Here is a 16,717-nt window from a genome sequence, read left to right as displayed (position 1 = left end):
TAAGAATAAAAAAAGAACGGAATTACTCCCAGTATCGGCTTCTTATGATGCCTTAGAGTATATTTTTAGGTAGAATCCCATTCATTATAACATTTAAGCCATAAATGGGGTGTCTAATATCTATTACTCCCCACCAACCAGAGCCTATATATGGATTTGAACGCTATTCGTCAGTTAGCCGACAACGACATGCAAAACGTCAACAAGCTAATATACAAACAACTAGAATCTGATGTAGCCCTGATAAATCAGTTAGGCTTCTACATTATTAACGGCGGCGGCAAACGTATGCGCCCCCTACTCTCTATCTTAGCTGCACGTGCAGTTGACTATAATGGTGAAGCTCACCTGAAGCTTGCCGCCATTATTGAATTTATCCACACAGCTTCACTGCTTCATGATGATGTTGTTGATGAGTCTATGTTACGCCGCGGAAGAGAAACTGCTAATGCCCTTTTTGGTAACAGTGCCAGCGTACTAGTCGGAGATTTCCTCTATACCCGCTCATTCCAGATGATGACTGAACTGGGTAGCATGGAGGTGCTTGAAGTGCTTGCCGATGCAACCAATGTGCTCGCCGAAGGTGAAGTACTGCAGTTAATGAACTGCAACGACCCAAATACTACCGAAGAGAGCTACATGCGCGTCATCTACTGTAAAACGGCCAAGCTTTTCGAAGCTGCAACCCGTTTAGCAGGTGTGTTAGCTGACAGCCCTAAAGAGATACAGGTCGCTTTAGCTGACTATGGTAAATACTTAGGCACCGCTTTCCAATTAACAGATGATCTACTTGATTATACTGCTGATACTGAAGAGCTAGGTAAAAACATAGGTGATGATCTTGCTGAGGGGAAACCCACTCTTCCACTTATCTATGCTATCGCCCACGGCTCAGAAACAGAACAGACGCTTATTCGCACAGCAATTGAGAAAGGTGATGGTACAGACAGTATCGACCCCATTTTAGCAGCACTTGATAACTGTGGCGCGCTTGAATACACCTATAAACGTGCTCAGGAGGAAGCTGAAAAGGCCATAGGCGCACTTTCTATCCTTCCAGAGAGTGACTATAAGCAAGCTTTAATTTCACTGGCTAAAATAGCGGTAGCTCGTAACCATTAATTAAATATAGGTTGCCAAAACTAATCCCTGCGATCTGGGATAAGTACATCCATGTACAAACCCCTTCAATCGCTATCCCTGCGATCTGGGATAAGTACATCCATGTACAACCCCCTCAATCGCTATCCCTGCGATCGGGGATAAATACATCCATGTACAAAAAAGGAGCCGTTAGGCTCCTTTTTTATTATCTGATGTATTCAGACAATCATTACTTAACGAACTCAACACCTAGTTTGATGTCAGCATTAAGTGTATCTAACATGGCATCGCGTGCGTTTGCTTCAAACTCACTCACATCACCATAGGCTAGTACTTTCTCTACGCCATTTTTACCAAGTAGTATTGGTTGTGCGAAGAACTCTGCATGCTCACTGCCACCATCGACATAAGCACACTCAACAACGTTGGCTTCGCCTTGAAGACCACGTACAAGTGACAGACCAAAACGACAAGCCGCTTGACCCATTGAAAGTGTTGCACTGCCGCCGCCAGCTTTAGCTTCAACAACTTCAGTACCAGCATTTTGGATACGAGTTGTTAATGCAGCAACCTCTTCATCACTAAAGCTCACGCCTTCAATTTGAGAAAGAAGTGGAAGAATCGTCACACCACTGTGACCACCAATAACATTGACATTCACATCGGCAACGTTAAGACCTTTTGCTTCAGCAACAAAAGTTTCAGAGCGGATCACATCTAAAGTTGTCACACCAAATAAACGATTTTTATCGTATACACCTGCCGCTTTCAACACTTCAGCAGCAATAGCAACTGTTGTGTTTACTGGGTTAGTGATAATACCGATAAGTGCTTTAGGGCAAGTTGCAGCACATTTTTCAACTAGGTTTCTAACGATACCTGCGTTGATGTTAAATAGATCTGAGCGATCCATTCCAGGCTTACGAGCAACACCCGCTGAGATAAGAACAACATCAGCACCTTCAAGTGCAGGCGAAGGATCTTGGCCTGCAAAACCTTTAACTTCTACAGCTGTCGGGATATGACTAAGGTCAACGGCAACACCAGGTGTTACAGGAGCAATATCATATAGTGATAGTTTAGAATCGGCAGGCAATTGTGTTTTAAGTAGTAGGGCAAGAGCTTGTCCAATACCACCTGCGGCACCAAGTACAGCAACTTTCATAGTTATCTCCGTCTTTTCTTAGGTGTTTTGTGATGTAGGTCTACATTCAAGATGTCGGCAACATTACTGGAATCACAAAGAGATTTCAATTATCCCTTAGTCGTGGTTAGGCTTTTATGGTCATTATGATTAATAAATAGTCTAAGAACGTCATATTTCAAGCTTGAAGTGACTTTTTCAGCGTAATATCGCCATTACTAATATAACTTAGGCTGATCTTTAGGCCTCCTTGCTGTACAAAATTGCATTCTTATTCATTAAAGTCGGGTATTTGTTGACAAAATCGACTAATATATTCAAAATACCTCAGTTTTTTGAATATAGAATAATAAAATTATGCAGGCAGCAAAAACTCAAGACGAACTCGTTAAGACCTTTAAAGCAATTTTAAAAGAGGAGCGATTTGGCTCCCAAAGTGAAATTGTTATCGCGCTTCAAGCTGAAGGCTATAACAATATCAACCAATCCAAAGTATCTAGAATGCTAAGTAAGTTTGGCGCTGTTCGTACACGTAACGCCAAGCAAGAGATGGTGTACTGTCTTCCAGCTGAACTAGGCGTGCCTACCGCTGGTAGCCCGCTGAAAAACTTAGTATTAGATGTTGATCATAACCAAGCGATGATAGTTGTAAGAACCAGCCCTGGTGCTGCACAGCTTATTGCTCGTTTGCTTGATTCGATAGGCAAGCCCGAAGGAATACTGGGCACTATTGCTGGCGACGATACCATCTTTATTACGCCATCAAATATCCAAGAGATCGACAAAACATTAATTACTGTCAAATCACTATTTAATTTTACTAATTAATTAGCAAGGTAGAGTATATACCATAAAAAAACGCACCTTTAAGGTGCGTTTTTTTATGGTAGCTATAAAGGATTAATCCGCAGCTTTTTCCATAAAATCCAGTGAAGGAGCAAAGAAAGAGGAACCTGTTAATGCTTGGGTAAAGTGAAGTAAGTGATCATGGTGCCCATGCCCATCTCCCTGAACCATACTTTCAAGCATCTTTTCAAAGTTAACTGAGTTCCCACAGTTTGAGATAAACATAAGCCCCTGCTCTTTAACCGAACCATAAGGCATACTTTGTCTCAAGATCTCCATCGAATTACCCTGCTCGTCTTTGAGATTAACTCGCTTAATGTGGCTTGTTAACGGTTTGTCGGCAGATGCGTACTCAATATTGTCCTGCTTTGTACGGCCAATGATATCCTCCTGCTTCTTTTGCGGGAGCCTATGCCACTTACTTAAATTATGTGCATATTTCTGTACATGAATATAACTGCCAGCTTTGAAAGCCTCATCTTCACTACCTACTAATGCAACCTCTTGGCGATTACGCCCTTTCGGATTTTCAGTGCCATCGACAAAACCTGTGAGATCGCGATTATCCATGAAGCGGAAGCCACGCTCTTCATCAACAAGCTCAACGAGCCCCTCAAGCATTTGGCACACTTCATTAGCAACCAGGTGTAGAATATCGAAACGGTCACAACGAATATGCACAAAAAGATCATACTCAAGTGCTGGCGCATCACGATTATCTGCATTCATCGCAGGAAACGGCTTCAACTGCGCTGGGCGGGCTGATGGATATAAGCTATCCCAATAGTTAGCACCGATAGCAACAAAGCCATTGAATGCGCTATCAGCATATTGATCACTAAGCTCATAGACATACTGAGCTACGTTAGCTAAACAAGGTCGTAACTGAGATTCGACGCCATCATTAGCATTAAACATCAAATACACGCTGTGCAAATTACCTTCAGCACAAACACCCAACTGTTCACGAGGCATAACCTGGTTATCCATCTCTTTAATCACCCTTTAGCACTAATTTATTATCGGCAGCATTATCTACAATTTTAGCTATTAATGATATTAACTAACGCACATTTAATAGGATTACTACCCACCAACAAACTAGCATACATTTTAACTATATTAACACCTAACTCTAAGATTTGAGAGTTCAATACCCCGAAGCTTGTCCATCCTTGCGGCTTTCAGAAGCACCCCGATAAACGCCAGTATCAGGATCAACCGCTATTGCTTGATAACCACCAAACCCACCTAAGTTATCTTTTAAACTATGACCTTTCTTGATTAACTCTCTTCTCGTCTGAACAGAAAAACCAGACTCCAAACTAATATATCCGCCATCAGACATCTTCTCCCCTGTGGGCTGAGATGAACCAGAGTGCAAAATTCTCGGTGCATCTCCCGCTTCCTGTAGGTTCATCTTAAAGTCGAGTAAGTTAATCAAGATCTGTGCATGCATCTGAGGTTGAGTGGCACCACCCATGACGCCAAAACTCAACCAGGGCTTGCCATTTTTAGTAACAAAAGCAGGAATAATGGTATGAAATGGGCGCTTACCTGGAGCGTAGCTATTAAAACGTCCAGGGCTAAGATCAAACAGCTGACCACGGTCTTGCAATACAAAGCCTAAATCTGGCGGCGTCATTCCCGACCCCATCCCTCTAAAGTTACTTTGAATTAACGACACCATATTTCCTTCGCGGTCTGCGGTAGTCAGATACACGGTATCACCATGCATTAATGCAGGATGGCCTGCATCAACAACTCTTTTAGCCTGGTTTGCATCAATAAGCTTGGCCCTTTGGTAGTTATACTCCTCAGAGATAAGCTCAGCCACAGGGATAGCGTTAAAGTCCATATCAGCATAAAACTTGGCTCTATCGGCAAAGGCCAACTTTTTAGCCTCAACAAAATGATGAATATATTCAGTGCTCCCCGGCCCCATTTGCTCGAGATTAAATGGCTCTAAGGTTTTTAAAATCTGTAATGCTGCAATACCTTGTCCATTGGGGGGAAGCTCCCACACATCATAGCCGCGGTAGTTCACTGAAACGGGCTCAACCCACTCACTCTTATGCTCACTTAAATCTTCATAGGAGAGGTATCCGCCCTGATCTTTCATATATCTGACAATGCTCTTAGCAATAACCCCTTGATAAAAAGCCTCTCTCCCACCTGACGCAATTTTTTCATAGGTATTCGCTAACGCTGGATTTTTAAAGATCTCACCACTCTTTGGCATCTTGCCACTAGGCATGTAGGTCTCTTTAAAACCAGGATATTGAGATAATTTAGGTGCGCTTCGTGCTAAGTAGTAAGCGATAAGCTCTGAAACAGGGAAGCCTTGGCGAGCATAATCGATTGCAGGGGCTAAGTTGCTGGCCATTTTAAGCTTACCAAACTTATCATGAAGTTCGAACCAAGCATCCACTGCACCAGGAACTGAAACAGGCAAAGGCCCATAGGGAGGAAGATAGTCTAAATTTAGCTGTTTTAATTTAGCTAAAGTTAAGCTTTTTGGGCTTTTTCCAGAGCCATTGATACCATAAAGGCGCTTATCTTTAGCGCTCCATACAATGGCGAATAGATCGCCACCGATACCAGAGCCCGTCGGTTCTACCAGGCCCAACATCGCATTGGCAGCGATAGCAGCATCAACAGCACTGCCACCTTGTTTAAGGATATCCAGAGCCACTTGGGTTGCAAGGGGCTGGCTGGTAGCAGCCATTCCATTGGTGGCTAGGACCTCAGAACGAGTCGCAAAAGGTTTACCTGTTATTCTGTCTGCAGCATTAGCCCCAAATGTCACTAAGGCGATAAAGACAGCTACTATTTCTATTTTCATAACCCCTCCAATAATAACAAGCTATCATGAGGTGGGGATTGTACCCAAACAACTTCAAGATGCAGGATTCAGCATGTCGAGAAGTGACAGAGTTCAAGGTCGTTAATTGCTCCTGCATTAACGACATTCTCGCCATCCATGGCGGTCTTCATGAAATAGTAGGACTAGTTATTCTCGGCTCTGGCATCCTGCTTCGCCCTACCTTCCGCATCCATGCAGTCGTAATTCAATATTTCATAACACAGAAAAATGTTGCTTCTCGCCGTGCCCTTCGGGAGTTCCCGTAGAATCTCTGCACTGCGTTAGTGATATCAACAAGGGAATAACCATTATCCTCAATCACTGCCTTGTTCAGCTATCCTACGGGGGCTCTGAAACGAGCACCTTGAGGTAGCTTGGGTATGAATCATCAAAACATGACTAAAGAGTGAACAGGGGTTGTCAGGCTAACTCGTTGACCCGGAACTAATTGACTAAGTTGGCTATTCACCTCATAGCTCTGCTCAGCGACGTTAACCTTATAATGGCAAGTATTCCCTAAAAAACGACGCTCTAAGATAACCCCTGTTCCAGCTTCATCAGCTACAATCTCCAGTTGCTGAGGCCTTAACATCAACTCCCCCTTATAATTAAGCTCATGCTTCAACTCAGCGGAACTTTTAAAAGTTCCCAAGGCAGTCTCAACACTGGTGGGGCTGCTAACTGTAGCTTGAAGATAGTTACCTGCCCCCAAAAACTCAGCAACATACCTGTCATCAGGTGAACTATACAGCTCCTCAGCCGTACCATATTGCGCTATTCGTCCTCCATTAAAGAGAGCAAGCTTATCTGCAAACACAAAAGCTTCATCTTTACTGTGAGTCACAAACACCGCACTGACATTACTCTCTTTTAAGATAGCGCGGATCTCCAGCATCATCTCACCACGTACCTTGGCATCAATATTTGAAAAGGGTTCATCGAGGAGTAAAAGCTCAGGTTCATAGGCTAATGCTCGTGCAATAGATACTCGCTGCTGCTGGCCACCAGAAAGCTCATGGGGAAAACGCTGACTTAACCCATCGAGCTTAACTAATGAGAGCATCTCATTAAGACGTCTCTTACGCTGATCTTTCGTCCCCCCTTTTACTCCAAAAAGTATGTTATCAGCCACATTCAGATGAGGAAATAGGGCGTAATCTTGAAAAATCATGCCTACGCCACGCTGTTCACTTGGTACAAATACATTTGGTCCAGAGAGCACTCGCTTATTGATGCATATCTCACCTTGACTGATGGTTTGCAGCCCTGCGATGGCCCTTAAAAGCGTGGTTTTACCACAACCACTAGGGCCTAATAGTGCCGCAATCTCACCCTTTTTAAGGGTAAGATCTAACCCTTTAAGAACCTGTTGTCCTTGGTAATCACTATGAACATCACTGATGGTTAACGTCGACATACAGATCTACTCCGGGATACAAAAAATTTCAAACAACACTGAATCACTTCTGTTGCTCCAATGAACGGTTCAGATAGATAAGCGGAACTAAACCAACCAAAACAATCACGATTGCAGCCAAAGCACCATGCTCTAACTGTTCATCGGAGACAAACTGAAATACATAAGTCGCCAGATTTTCAAAACCTACAGGCCGTAACAACAAGGCTGCAGGCAACTCCTTCATGCACTCGATAAAGACAAGCAACATACCTGCGAATACCCCTTTTCTTAACAGAGGCAAGTGAACTCGCCAAAGTAGTAAGCTAGGCTTTAATCCCATGGTTATGGCAGCCATGTCTAAGGAGGGAGAGATACGCTTATAGCTGTTCTCGACACTGCCAATAGCGATGGCTGAAAAACGAATACAAAAAGCAAAAATAAGTACAAAGACACTGCCGGTAAAGATAAGCCCGGGGCCTTGTTGACCTAAATACTCATAAAGATCATTAACTGCAAAGTCCAGATAAGTCAGAGGAACCAAGATACCAATAGCCAAGACGGTGCCAGGAAGCGCATAGCCAGTTGAGGATAAGCGTGAGGGGAGCAGATCCGCTTTTCTTGGGCTAACGCGGCTGATAAACATCAGCAATATCCCAAGTGTTACTGAGATGACGCTAACAATCGCCGCAATATAGAAGCTATTAAAGCTAAACGCTAAAAACTCAATATGCCAGCTTTCATCAAAATATTGCCATGCATAGTTAAGTAAAATAATAAAAGGTAGTAGGAATGAAACAAGCAGCAGCAGAGTACAGTATCCCGTCGCGAGCAGAGATTTAATCCCCTTTAGAGAGTAAAGCTCACACAGCTCGGCTCCACTTTGCTTTTGAAACAACTGCTGTTTTCTTCGAGCAAACCGCTCAAAACCTATCATTGTGAAAACAACAAGTAACATAATTGCCGATAACTTCGCCGCCGCAGATAAGCTCCCATAACCCAGCCAAGTGTCATACACTGCCGTGGTTAATGTCGGCACAGCAAAATAACTCACAGTGGCGAAATCAGCAGCTGTCTCCATAGCAACTAAAGCAACCCCAACAGCGAGTGCAGGCCTTGCCATAGGTAAACTAAAACGCCAGAAACTCTGCCAAGGACCACACCCCATAACCCGTGTTGCATGCTGTAGGCTCGAAGATTGCTCCATAAATGCAGTTCTTGCCAACAGGTAGATATAGGGAAATAGCACAAATGCTAGCATCATGGACGCGCCGCCTAAGCTGCGCACTTCAGGGAAATAGTAGTCTTGAGGAGAACCCCAACCAAAAAAACCACGCAATGCTGACTGAATAGGTCCAGCATAATCCAACAGATCCGTGTACACATACGCCACCACATATGCCGGCATGGCTAATGGCAACAATAGTGCCCATTGAAATATAGAACGCCCAGGGAAGTGACACTTTGCAACTAGCCAGGCGGCAGGTGTCGCAATCAGGATTGCGCCTAGACAGACCCAAAACATCAATAAAATAGTGTTACTGATGTAAGTGGGCAGCACAGTATCAAAGAGGTGGTCAAATACAGACTCATCAGGAAGCATCGCCTGAATAAGAATTGCCACAAGTGGAAGCGTGATCACTAAGGCGATAAAATAACCTGTCAGCGACCAACGTTTGGATAAACCTAAAATCATCAATATTTCCACTGGAACTTATAGGGATATTATCCACTACAAACCTAAATTAAAACTTAAATAAAAACGATTATTAATTGTAAAAAAATAGCAGGCCCTACAAAGTAAGACCTGCTATTTTAATCTAAAAAAAAGTTATAGGTCGAACTTAACCTCATCTAGCATCTTAACCGCAGCATGATGGAATTCGGCAAGCTTATAGATAGGTAAACTATCCGCTGTGAACTCACCCCAAGATGCAACCAAAGCAGATGGCTCAACATCCGCTTTAACCGGATACTCCATGTTCACTTCAGCATAAGCTTTCTGCGCTTTATCACCCGACAGATATTCCATCAACTTAAGTGCATTATCTTTGTTGCGAGAGTGCTTAGCCAACGCCATACCGGAGACGTTGATATGAGAGCCTGAGTTATCTTGATTTGGGAAATTGATCTCGACCGCTTCAGCCCATGGTACCTGTTTAGGATCTTGCAACATCTTACCTAGATAATAGCTATTCCCTATGGCTAGATCACAAAGTCCCTCTTTAACCGCTTTAACCTGAGCGCGATCATTTCCCTGAGGCTTACGGGCTAAGTTTGCTTTTAATCCAGTCAACCAAGCTTTAGTTTCTGCCTCACCGTGATGGGCAATCATAGAAGCAACCAAAGAGATGTTATAAGGGTGCTTACCACTTCGAGTACAGATTTTTCCTTTGTATTTGGGATCTGCCAGATCTTCATAATTAATATTGAGCTTACCTAGACGCTCTTTAGAGGAGTAGATATTGCGCACTCGCATTGTTAATGCATACCAGGTTTCATCAGGAGAGCGATACTGAGCTGGAATATTGCTGTTTAACAGTTCACTGGAAGCTGGAACCACGAGCTCTTTATCTACTAACTCCATTAGGCGATAAAAGTCTGATGTAAGCACCACATCGGCAGGCGAAAGTCTCCCTTCACGCATCATTCTTTCTGCAATCCCTTTTTTGGAAAAGACCACATCAACATCGATCCCCGTCTCTTTGGTAAAGTCATTTAAGATTGGATCGATTAAAAAAGCTTGTCGGTAGGAGTAAACAGTTAATTTATCTGCGGCATTGGCAACAGAGGCAAAACACACTAAGCCTAGAACTGCCAGATTTTTTATTATTTTCATCTATATACCCTATACAGCACACCAAAGCCAACATGGCGATGATAATAGTTATCAATTGTACTTAGGGTAATAAATCCGCCGTCAATGAGCAAGTTTTGTTATCGAAATTGTTAACTCATACACATACTTTTCCCTTCTATAGGGAAACTCAGAGGGTAGCTGGCGAAGAAGATATCCTTATTCACCTCATTATTCAGGCAGATACATTTTATCGAACTACAATAAAATAAGAGACTCTTATATAAGGAAAATATGCTCATGCTTGGGGGGATCCTTGTTCTGTTGATAATCGCAGTCAGCTTTTATATTTACCATCAACCACATAGAAAACGTAAAAGAGCAGCTAAAGCTGCTCCTACACACATTTCCGAATCGGCTCCCGAGGTGAAAAGCACCCCATTTTGCTCAACCAAACACCCTTATCATTGTGTCACCATTATTCAAGGCGAACCTGCTTGCCAAGCAGTAAAAGAGCTTAATAACACCTACTACCTCTCACATGAAGCACCTCATATCCCACTAAAGGAGTGTGATATCGCTCAATGCAACTGCCACTATCAACACAAGGAGGATAGACGAGGCACTCAGGAAAATAGAAGATTAGAATTTGGCGTAACTAAGGAACTATATGGAGCCTTTGGCGAAAAAAATCGCCGAAAATTATCACGAGGTCGCCGTAAAGAGGATCATGAAGAGGAGTAAGCTTCAAAACTGATAGCTCAGATTAAATTGGCCTAGTACTTTTCATCATTGAGAGGTGTTCAAAGCCAGATAACCAAGTTGCTGTCGCTGGTACCACTTTTCTCCATTGAAGATCTGCGTGCCTAAAGTCGAGATATTCAAGTAAACAGGCTAATCCTATCTGCTGAATCGTCAACTGAGGACTTACCATTACCCCCGATTGCTCTATCTCTTTTAATCCGCGAAGCAGAGCCATCTCGAATCTAGATGTCCAAAAAAGCGAACGCTTTCCCTCTAGCTCTCGCATCTGCTCCTGCCTAAGCGCAACTGCTGAGTCTAATAAGCCATTAATCAATGACAGCTGACACTCATTTTTCCAGTTATAACCATATTCACCAAATAGTCGATTAGCGCCAAACTCATGATCTAAATAGCGTAAAATCACTTCACTGTCATAGAGGGATGAACCATCATTGAGCTGCAAACAGGGAATTTTTCCTAACGGGTTTAACTCAAGCAAGAGCTCACTATTTTCCATAGGATCAACAATACACTCCTCAACGCCAGTAATCTCAAGGTGACGGATCAAGACCCGAACACAGCGAGAATAGGGGGAAGCATCTGAATACAATAGTCTCATTTTATCAATCCCTTGCTCCAAAAGATAAGCGCTACCAATACTTCTCTATCGTGATCTGACCTGGGGCTCGTCGTAGATTCTTACTCAGCCCTTTCTCAAGTAAAATATTATTAGCATCCTTAATCATCTCAGGGTTACCACAAAGCATCACCTGTGAATCTTCAGCGGTAAGCCTAAGTCCAAGACGCTGCTCAATTTCACCCGATGCTAAAGCAGTGGATATTCGGCTCTCTAACGCATTAGGGTATGATTCTCGAGTGACAGAAAAGAGTAGTTTAAATTGGTTAGGGTAACGCTTTTCGAGTGCTAATAGCTTCTCTTTATAAGCAAGATCTTTCGCTTCTCTCACACCATAAACCAGAACAATATGATCAAACCTTGCCCAAGGCTCATCGGTTTCAAGAATGGAGATAAAGGGACCAACCGCAGTACCTGTGGCTAGAAGCCAAAGATCTTGGCCTTGAGGTGGCACCTCATCTAATGTCATAAAGCCTGCCGCTTTACTGGACACCTCAATATGGTCACCGACCTTAAGCTGTTGCAGATTTGGAGATAGCAGCCCATCGAGTACCGACACAGCCAACACTTCAACATATTCAGAGTTAGGGGCATTAACGATAGAGTAAGCTCTGCCGATCCTCTTATCATTAATTATCTGACTTAACTTAATAAACTGACCTGCGATATAAGGTTCGATACTAGCTTTGATCTTTAAAGAGAATAAATTGTCACACCAATCCGTTCGTTCAATAACTTCGCCATCAACCCACATTCATCGCTCCGATAACTATAGTTTTCCTAATTGATATTTAGCATATAAGAGAGGGTAATACCAATCGATATACCGATTGGTATGCAAAACCAGAGTCATATAGTCTAAGAGGCCGTTAAGGAGTCATCCGCGTCATTAAAACTCTCTTTAAATGCTAACAACCCATCCTGAACCAAGGAGTAGGTCTGATCAACACCATCTGCTATATCACCTTCCAAAACTTGTAAGCCGTTTAGAATATCTTTAGCTTCATCAAAGCCTTGATCGATCGCCCCACCAATGATCTCCATAAATGAGGTCAACTGTTCATCGAACGACATATTGGAATTTTGCTCTTGGTATAAGCTAAAAAAGTTGGTGGCAAAACTGACGATCCTGTCAGCGGTTGCCTCAGGCGACGTATCAACCCCATTGTCATAGGCTGTTTGTAGCGCATTCTCACCCATTGAAGGAGCTAACTCTTCATTGATCGCTTCGATTGCTGCACGGTATAGCAGTACAAGCGGCTCATTACTTGAGCTTAAACTGACCTCTTGTTGTGCTGAAATAATGGCTGAATTCATCAACTGTTTACTACTGGCATAAGCCGTTTTATTTGTCGCCACCTCAGAGACTGACTTTCCATGATTCTCGGTTGTCTGAGTATTACTTTTTGCAGCTTGGGATACTTCTGCGCCATGGTTTTTAATTTCCATAACAGCCTCTCAAATGATAACTTTATACAATCATTATCGACCATTTTTTGTGCAACTTTAGTTTTTATTAATTTAATTTGTTATCTTGCTATATTCGAAAAAATAGGTGACTAAATATGCCAAGATTTCTCTTATCCTCCATTATCTTATTACTCTTTTTTACCACGCCTCTTCTTGCCTCAGAACCTAAAGTCTCAGCTATCGAACCAGAAGGTAAGGTCGTTATCTTAGTGAGACATGCAGAGAAGCGACAAAATCAAGGAAAAGATCCAGCCTTGACGCCAGCAGGTGAACAGCGCGCGGATCAACTACGTCTTGCGCTAAAAGAGATGCCACTGAGCGCCTTATACGCCACTCCCTTTAAGCGCACTCAAGAGACACTAAAGCCCATCAGTCAAAGTAGAGATATAGCGATAAAAGTCATGGAACTAGATGGGGGAATAGAAAAACATATAAGAGAGGGAGCTAAAGCTATTAAAGCTGAAACGGGAAATGTGCTCGTCGCCGGCCACTCTAATACGATTTCACTGCTTATTAGTGCATTAGGCGGACCTGAGATCGATAAAATAACTGAAACTGACTACAACAATATATACATTTTATCTATCTCTCCTGAAAACAAGGTTGGCTTAATCCACACAAAATATGATGATTAAACAGGCAGATATTATAACTTAGCAATAGTGGAGTATTAGAAATGAATATTAGCAATTAGTATAATTGTTCAAATAGGATGAGTTACCAATAATGAGTGCTGGTGTTTTATTGAGACATGCTTCACAATCCGCGCCTGTAAAAACCAATACACCTAACAAATTTATGAGGAGTTCGAATTGAGTTCAGAATATGTAAATCAAGTTCCATCAACTAAGGAGCCATCACTTAGCTGTCAAAGCTGTGAACGCTTTACGGTTATTGAGGGAGAGACGATTTGCTATCACCAAGGCGAGATCATCAGCTTACTACCTATGCCAACTGAACCTAAAAATATCAGTCTGTCATGCAAAGGCTGGAAGACCAAATAAGGTTCAGCACAAACCTTCTATCTTTTTAGCTAGAAGACTAAGCTAAGTTAGAAGACCAACGTTAAGCCCATGATTAAGTTCACGCGCGTATCATGCCCACATAATCATTCTCTGAAAACTTAGTTTCACGAATAATCCCATCTAAGGCGATGCTGGGTTTGATTTCGGCTAAGGTTAAGCCTCGAGTTGTCACACGCATTCCCGCCGATAACTCCTGATAGATGGTCGATAATTCACTCTGTGACAGCCCACGTTTTTTTAAGGTTGCCATTATCGCCAACCAATCAGTATCAACAGTACTATCCTGACCTTCAATATTGACTTGCAAAGGGATATTCTTCATCAATTATCTCACCAAGTTGTTATCTTTGAGTATGGCTATTATACAACTGCTTAGCTGAACCTATGCTGAACTCTCATTTCTGATTTTGGATAGTCCACAATTTGGAATATAAACCATTGTTTTTTAATAGGGATGAATGGTCGCCTGTTTCAACAATTTGACCTTGGCTCAACACGATAATCTGATCGGCATCAACCACTGTTGATAACCTATGGGCAATCACCAAGCTTGTATGCCCCTTAGCCACCTCTTTCAATGCGGTTAATATCGCCTGTTCTGAGTGACTATCAAGTGATGATGTCGCCTCATCAAACACCAATAATGGGGAGCCCTTCAAGATCGCTCTTGCAATCGCAACTCGTTGTTTCTCGCCGCCGGAAAGCTTTAACCCTCTCTCTCCCACTTTGGTATCCCAGCCTTCGGGCAAGGAGCTAACAAAGTGAGCAAGGTGTGCCATCTTAATAACCTCAGCAACATCCTCATCACTAGCACCCGGTCTGCCATAACGAATATTCTCTAATAAAGAGTCATTAAACAGCACCGTATCTTGGGGCACTATCGCTATGGATTGTCTAAGTGCATGCTGAGTTAGTGAGTCAATATTGACCCCGTCTAAACTGATGCTTCCGCTATCCACATCATAAAAACGAAACAGAAGCTTCACTATGGTTGATTTGCCAGCACCACTATCGCCAACAATAGCCACTTTCTGACCCGGTAAAATAGAAAAGCTAATTGATGTTAAAATCTGACGAGAGTCATAACTAAAGCTAACATCCTCAAATGTTAACTCACCCGCTCCTATCGCCAGCTTTTTTGCATTCTCTTTATCTTCAATCAGAGGCTTTCTGTCTAATAAACCAAACATACGCTCAATATTGGCTAATGCCCCTCTGATCTCTCGATAGACAAAACCTAAAAAATTAAGTGGAATAAATAACTGCATCATAAAAGCATTTATCAACACAAAATCACCTATCGTCATCGCGCCACTCACTACGTGAGAGCCTGCTAAGGCGAGCATCAAGGTCATTGCCGTTGAGATAATAAACGCTTGACCCGCATTGAGTGCAAAAAGAGATAAGCGATTCTTGCGCTTTGCATGCTCCCACTCCTCCAGTGCCATGTCATACCTTTGAGCTTCATAGGTTTCATTATTGAAATACTTTACCGTCTCATAATTAAGTAAGCTGTCAATTGCACGAGAATTTGAATGTGAGTCGGCTTTTGCCGCTTCCCTCACAAAGCCTGTTCGCCACTCAGTGGCTAACACGGAAAAAGCTACATAGGCCACAACGGCTCCTAGTGTAATCGCCGCAAATGCAACCCCATAGTTGTAAAATAGAATACCTATCACCAGAGCGATCTCTAATATTGTCGGCACAATATTAAACACCATAAACCGCATCAAAAAGTTAACCCCGCTGGTTCCTCGCTCTATGTCTCTGGATAGACCTCCAGTCCTACGCTCTAGGTGAAACTCGAGATCTAATCGATGTAGATGCTCAAAAACAGACAGGCCTAAACGACGTATAGCTCGCTCAGTCACTCGGCCAAAAAGGGTATCTCTAACTTCAGAAATAAGGGTATTTAATAGGCGCAGTGATCCATAAGCGATGACCAAAGAGATAGGCACGCTAATCAACTGCTCAGGTGATGCTTCAGTCAATGTATCAACTAGAGATTTAAGCACAAAGGGTAAAGAAACACTGGCAACTTTAGCGATAATTAAACATAAAAGTGCCAAAGCAACCCGCTTTTTATACTCAAAAAGATAGGGCCAAAGGAGTTTAAGCACATGCCAATTTAGTTTATCTACAGGTCCATCGAAATAGAGAGAGGGGCGCATTTAAGTTCCATTTATAAGTTTATTAATCTAAGAAATCTCATTATGACAGATTAAAGTATATTCAATTTTCATCTTACTAATCCTGTTTAATTAAAATACAAGTAGCACTTTTGACTGACAAAGATAAAAAATAATATAGACTAAGGTGTCGACACGTGTGATTATTTTTTAATATGGCTCGAATGGAGCCAATTGCTGTTATGCAAATGAAAAGAATTTGATACTCTTCGACCCAGAAGCTTACAGCCGCTCAAGGTAAGGAATTACTATTTCTTACTCAGTTATTTTAAGGAAACATACATGCTGGATTCATCAAAAAATCAATATCCCCCATTGCCTCTCATTCAAACCTGGGTATGGATGATGACCCAATCGGGCGACACTGATATCCAGAAAAAAGGTCAAAATAACCTCATTGCTTCATTTGGAAGCCTTGCTAAAGCCAATGAATATATAGTTAAACAGGGCAAAGGTTAATTACTATAAGCCAATGTTTGACAATAAAAAAGGAGGCATT

The 16,717-nt window shown here is 42.4% G+C and carries 17 protein-coding genes; 6 read left to right on the top strand and 11 right to left on the bottom strand.

Going from position 1 to position 16,717, the window contains the following annotated elements; all coding sequences use genetic code 11:
- Nucleotides 1-150: 150 nt before the first annotated feature.
- Nucleotides 151-1,122, top strand: a complete 972-nt coding sequence (gene ispB, locus SWOO_RS05105) for an octaprenyl diphosphate synthase (protein ID WP_012323643.1) — start codon at nt 151-153, stop codon at nt 1,120-1,122.
- Nucleotides 1,123-1,333: 211 nt separating this feature from the next.
- Here the strand turns inward: ispB and mdh are convergent, their stop codons facing one another.
- A complete protein-coding gene (gene mdh, locus SWOO_RS05100; protein WP_012323642.1) occupies nt 1,334-2,269 on the bottom strand; it encodes a malate dehydrogenase in 936 nt (311 codons plus the stop codon).
- A gap of 336 nt (nt 2,270-2,605) precedes the next feature.
- On the opposite strand from mdh, the gene argR reads away from it, so the two are divergent.
- Nucleotides 2,606-3,076: a transcriptional regulator ArgR gene (gene argR / locus SWOO_RS05095; RefSeq protein WP_012323641.1), complete on the top strand. Its 471-nt coding sequence runs from the start codon at nt 2,606-2,608 to the stop codon at nt 3,074-3,076.
- Between the two features lie 72 nt (nt 3,077-3,148).
- Here the strand turns inward: argR and SWOO_RS05090 are convergent, their stop codons facing one another.
- From SWOO_RS05090 to SWOO_RS05070, 5 genes are all read right to left on the bottom strand, one after another.
- The gene (locus SWOO_RS05090) at nt 3,149-4,084 is read right to left on the bottom strand and encodes a Dyp-type peroxidase (protein WP_012323640.1); all 936 of its coding nucleotides are present in this window, start codon (nt 4,082-4,084) and stop codon (nt 3,149-3,151) included.
- Between the two features lie 160 nt (nt 4,085-4,244).
- On the bottom strand, nt 4,245-5,939 hold the full coding sequence (gene ggt / locus SWOO_RS05085; protein ID WP_012323639.1) for a gamma-glutamyltransferase: 1,695 nt from the start codon (nt 5,937-5,939) through the stop codon (nt 4,245-4,247).
- A gap of 409 nt (nt 5,940-6,348) precedes the next feature.
- Nucleotides 6,349-7,377 (bottom strand): ABC transporter ATP-binding protein, encoded by a 1,029-nt coding sequence (locus SWOO_RS05080; protein WP_012323638.1) that lies wholly within the window; start codon nt 7,375-7,377, stop codon nt 6,349-6,351.
- Between the two features lie 43 nt (nt 7,378-7,420).
- Complete coding sequence (locus tag SWOO_RS05075; protein WP_012323637.1) at nt 7,421-9,052, bottom strand: ABC transporter permease; 1,632 nt, start codon at nt 9,050-9,052, stop codon at nt 7,421-7,423.
- A gap of 135 nt (nt 9,053-9,187) precedes the next feature.
- Complete coding sequence (locus SWOO_RS05070; protein WP_012323636.1) at nt 9,188-10,195, bottom strand: Fe(3+) ABC transporter substrate-binding protein; 1,008 nt, start codon at nt 10,193-10,195, stop codon at nt 9,188-9,190.
- A 384-nt stretch (nt 10,196-10,579) separates the two neighbouring features.
- On the opposite strand from SWOO_RS05070, the gene SWOO_RS05065 reads away from it, so the two are divergent.
- Complete coding sequence (locus SWOO_RS05065; protein WP_195742859.1) at nt 10,580-10,897, top strand: hypothetical protein; 318 nt, start codon at nt 10,580-10,582, stop codon at nt 10,895-10,897.
- A 22-nt stretch (nt 10,898-10,919) separates the two neighbouring features.
- Here the strand turns inward: SWOO_RS05065 and SWOO_RS05060 are convergent, their stop codons facing one another.
- The 3 genes from SWOO_RS05060 to SWOO_RS05050 form a co-directional block, all read right to left on the bottom strand.
- Nucleotides 10,920-11,516 carry a glutathione S-transferase N-terminal domain-containing protein gene (locus SWOO_RS05060; protein WP_012323634.1) on the bottom strand — a complete coding sequence of 199 codons (597 nt, stop codon included), beginning with the start codon at nt 11,514-11,516 and terminating at the stop codon, nt 10,920-10,922.
- A 31-nt stretch (nt 11,517-11,547) separates the two neighbouring features.
- Nucleotides 11,548-12,288, bottom strand: coding sequence for a ferredoxin--NADP reductase (locus tag SWOO_RS05055; protein WP_012323633.1), 741 nt, complete (start codon nt 12,286-12,288; stop codon nt 11,548-11,550).
- A 104-nt stretch (nt 12,289-12,392) separates the two neighbouring features.
- Nucleotides 12,393-12,983, bottom strand: a complete 591-nt coding sequence (locus tag SWOO_RS05050) for a DUF5610 domain-containing protein (RefSeq protein ID WP_012323632.1) — start codon at nt 12,981-12,983, stop codon at nt 12,393-12,395.
- A 116-nt stretch (nt 12,984-13,099) separates the two neighbouring features.
- Between SWOO_RS05050 and SWOO_RS05045 the strand changes: the two genes are divergently transcribed.
- A complete protein-coding gene (locus SWOO_RS05045; RefSeq protein WP_012323631.1) occupies nt 13,100-13,639 on the top strand; it encodes a phosphoglycerate mutase family protein in 540 nt (179 codons plus the stop codon).
- A gap of 177 nt (nt 13,640-13,816) precedes the next feature.
- A complete protein-coding gene (locus tag SWOO_RS05040) occupies nt 13,817-14,008 on the top strand; it encodes a hypothetical protein (protein ID WP_012323630.1) in 192 nt (63 codons plus the stop codon).
- 79 nt (nt 14,009-14,087) lie between these two features.
- Here the strand turns inward: SWOO_RS05040 and SWOO_RS05035 are convergent, their stop codons facing one another.
- Nucleotides 14,088-14,351: a hypothetical protein gene (locus SWOO_RS05035; RefSeq protein ID WP_012323629.1), complete on the bottom strand. Its 264-nt coding sequence runs from the start codon at nt 14,349-14,351 to the stop codon at nt 14,088-14,090.
- 73 nt (nt 14,352-14,424) lie between these two features.
- Nucleotides 14,425-16,200: an ABCB family ABC transporter ATP-binding protein/permease gene (locus SWOO_RS05030; protein ID WP_012323628.1), complete on the bottom strand. Its 1,776-nt coding sequence runs from the start codon at nt 16,198-16,200 to the stop codon at nt 14,425-14,427.
- 300 nt (nt 16,201-16,500) lie between these two features.
- On the opposite strand from SWOO_RS05030, the gene SWOO_RS25825 reads away from it, so the two are divergent.
- Nucleotides 16,501-16,677: a hypothetical protein gene (locus SWOO_RS25825; protein ID WP_012323627.1), complete on the top strand. Its 177-nt coding sequence runs from the start codon at nt 16,501-16,503 to the stop codon at nt 16,675-16,677.
- The last annotated feature ends 40 nt before the right edge of the window (nt 16,678-16,717 follow it).

Source organism: Shewanella woodyi ATCC 51908 (assembly GCF_000019525.1).
GTDB lineage: Bacteria > Pseudomonadota > Gammaproteobacteria > Enterobacterales > Shewanellaceae > Shewanella > Shewanella woodyi.
The sequence above is the reverse complement of the archived record's forward strand: the minus strand, read 5'-3'. Positions and strand labels throughout refer to the sequence as shown.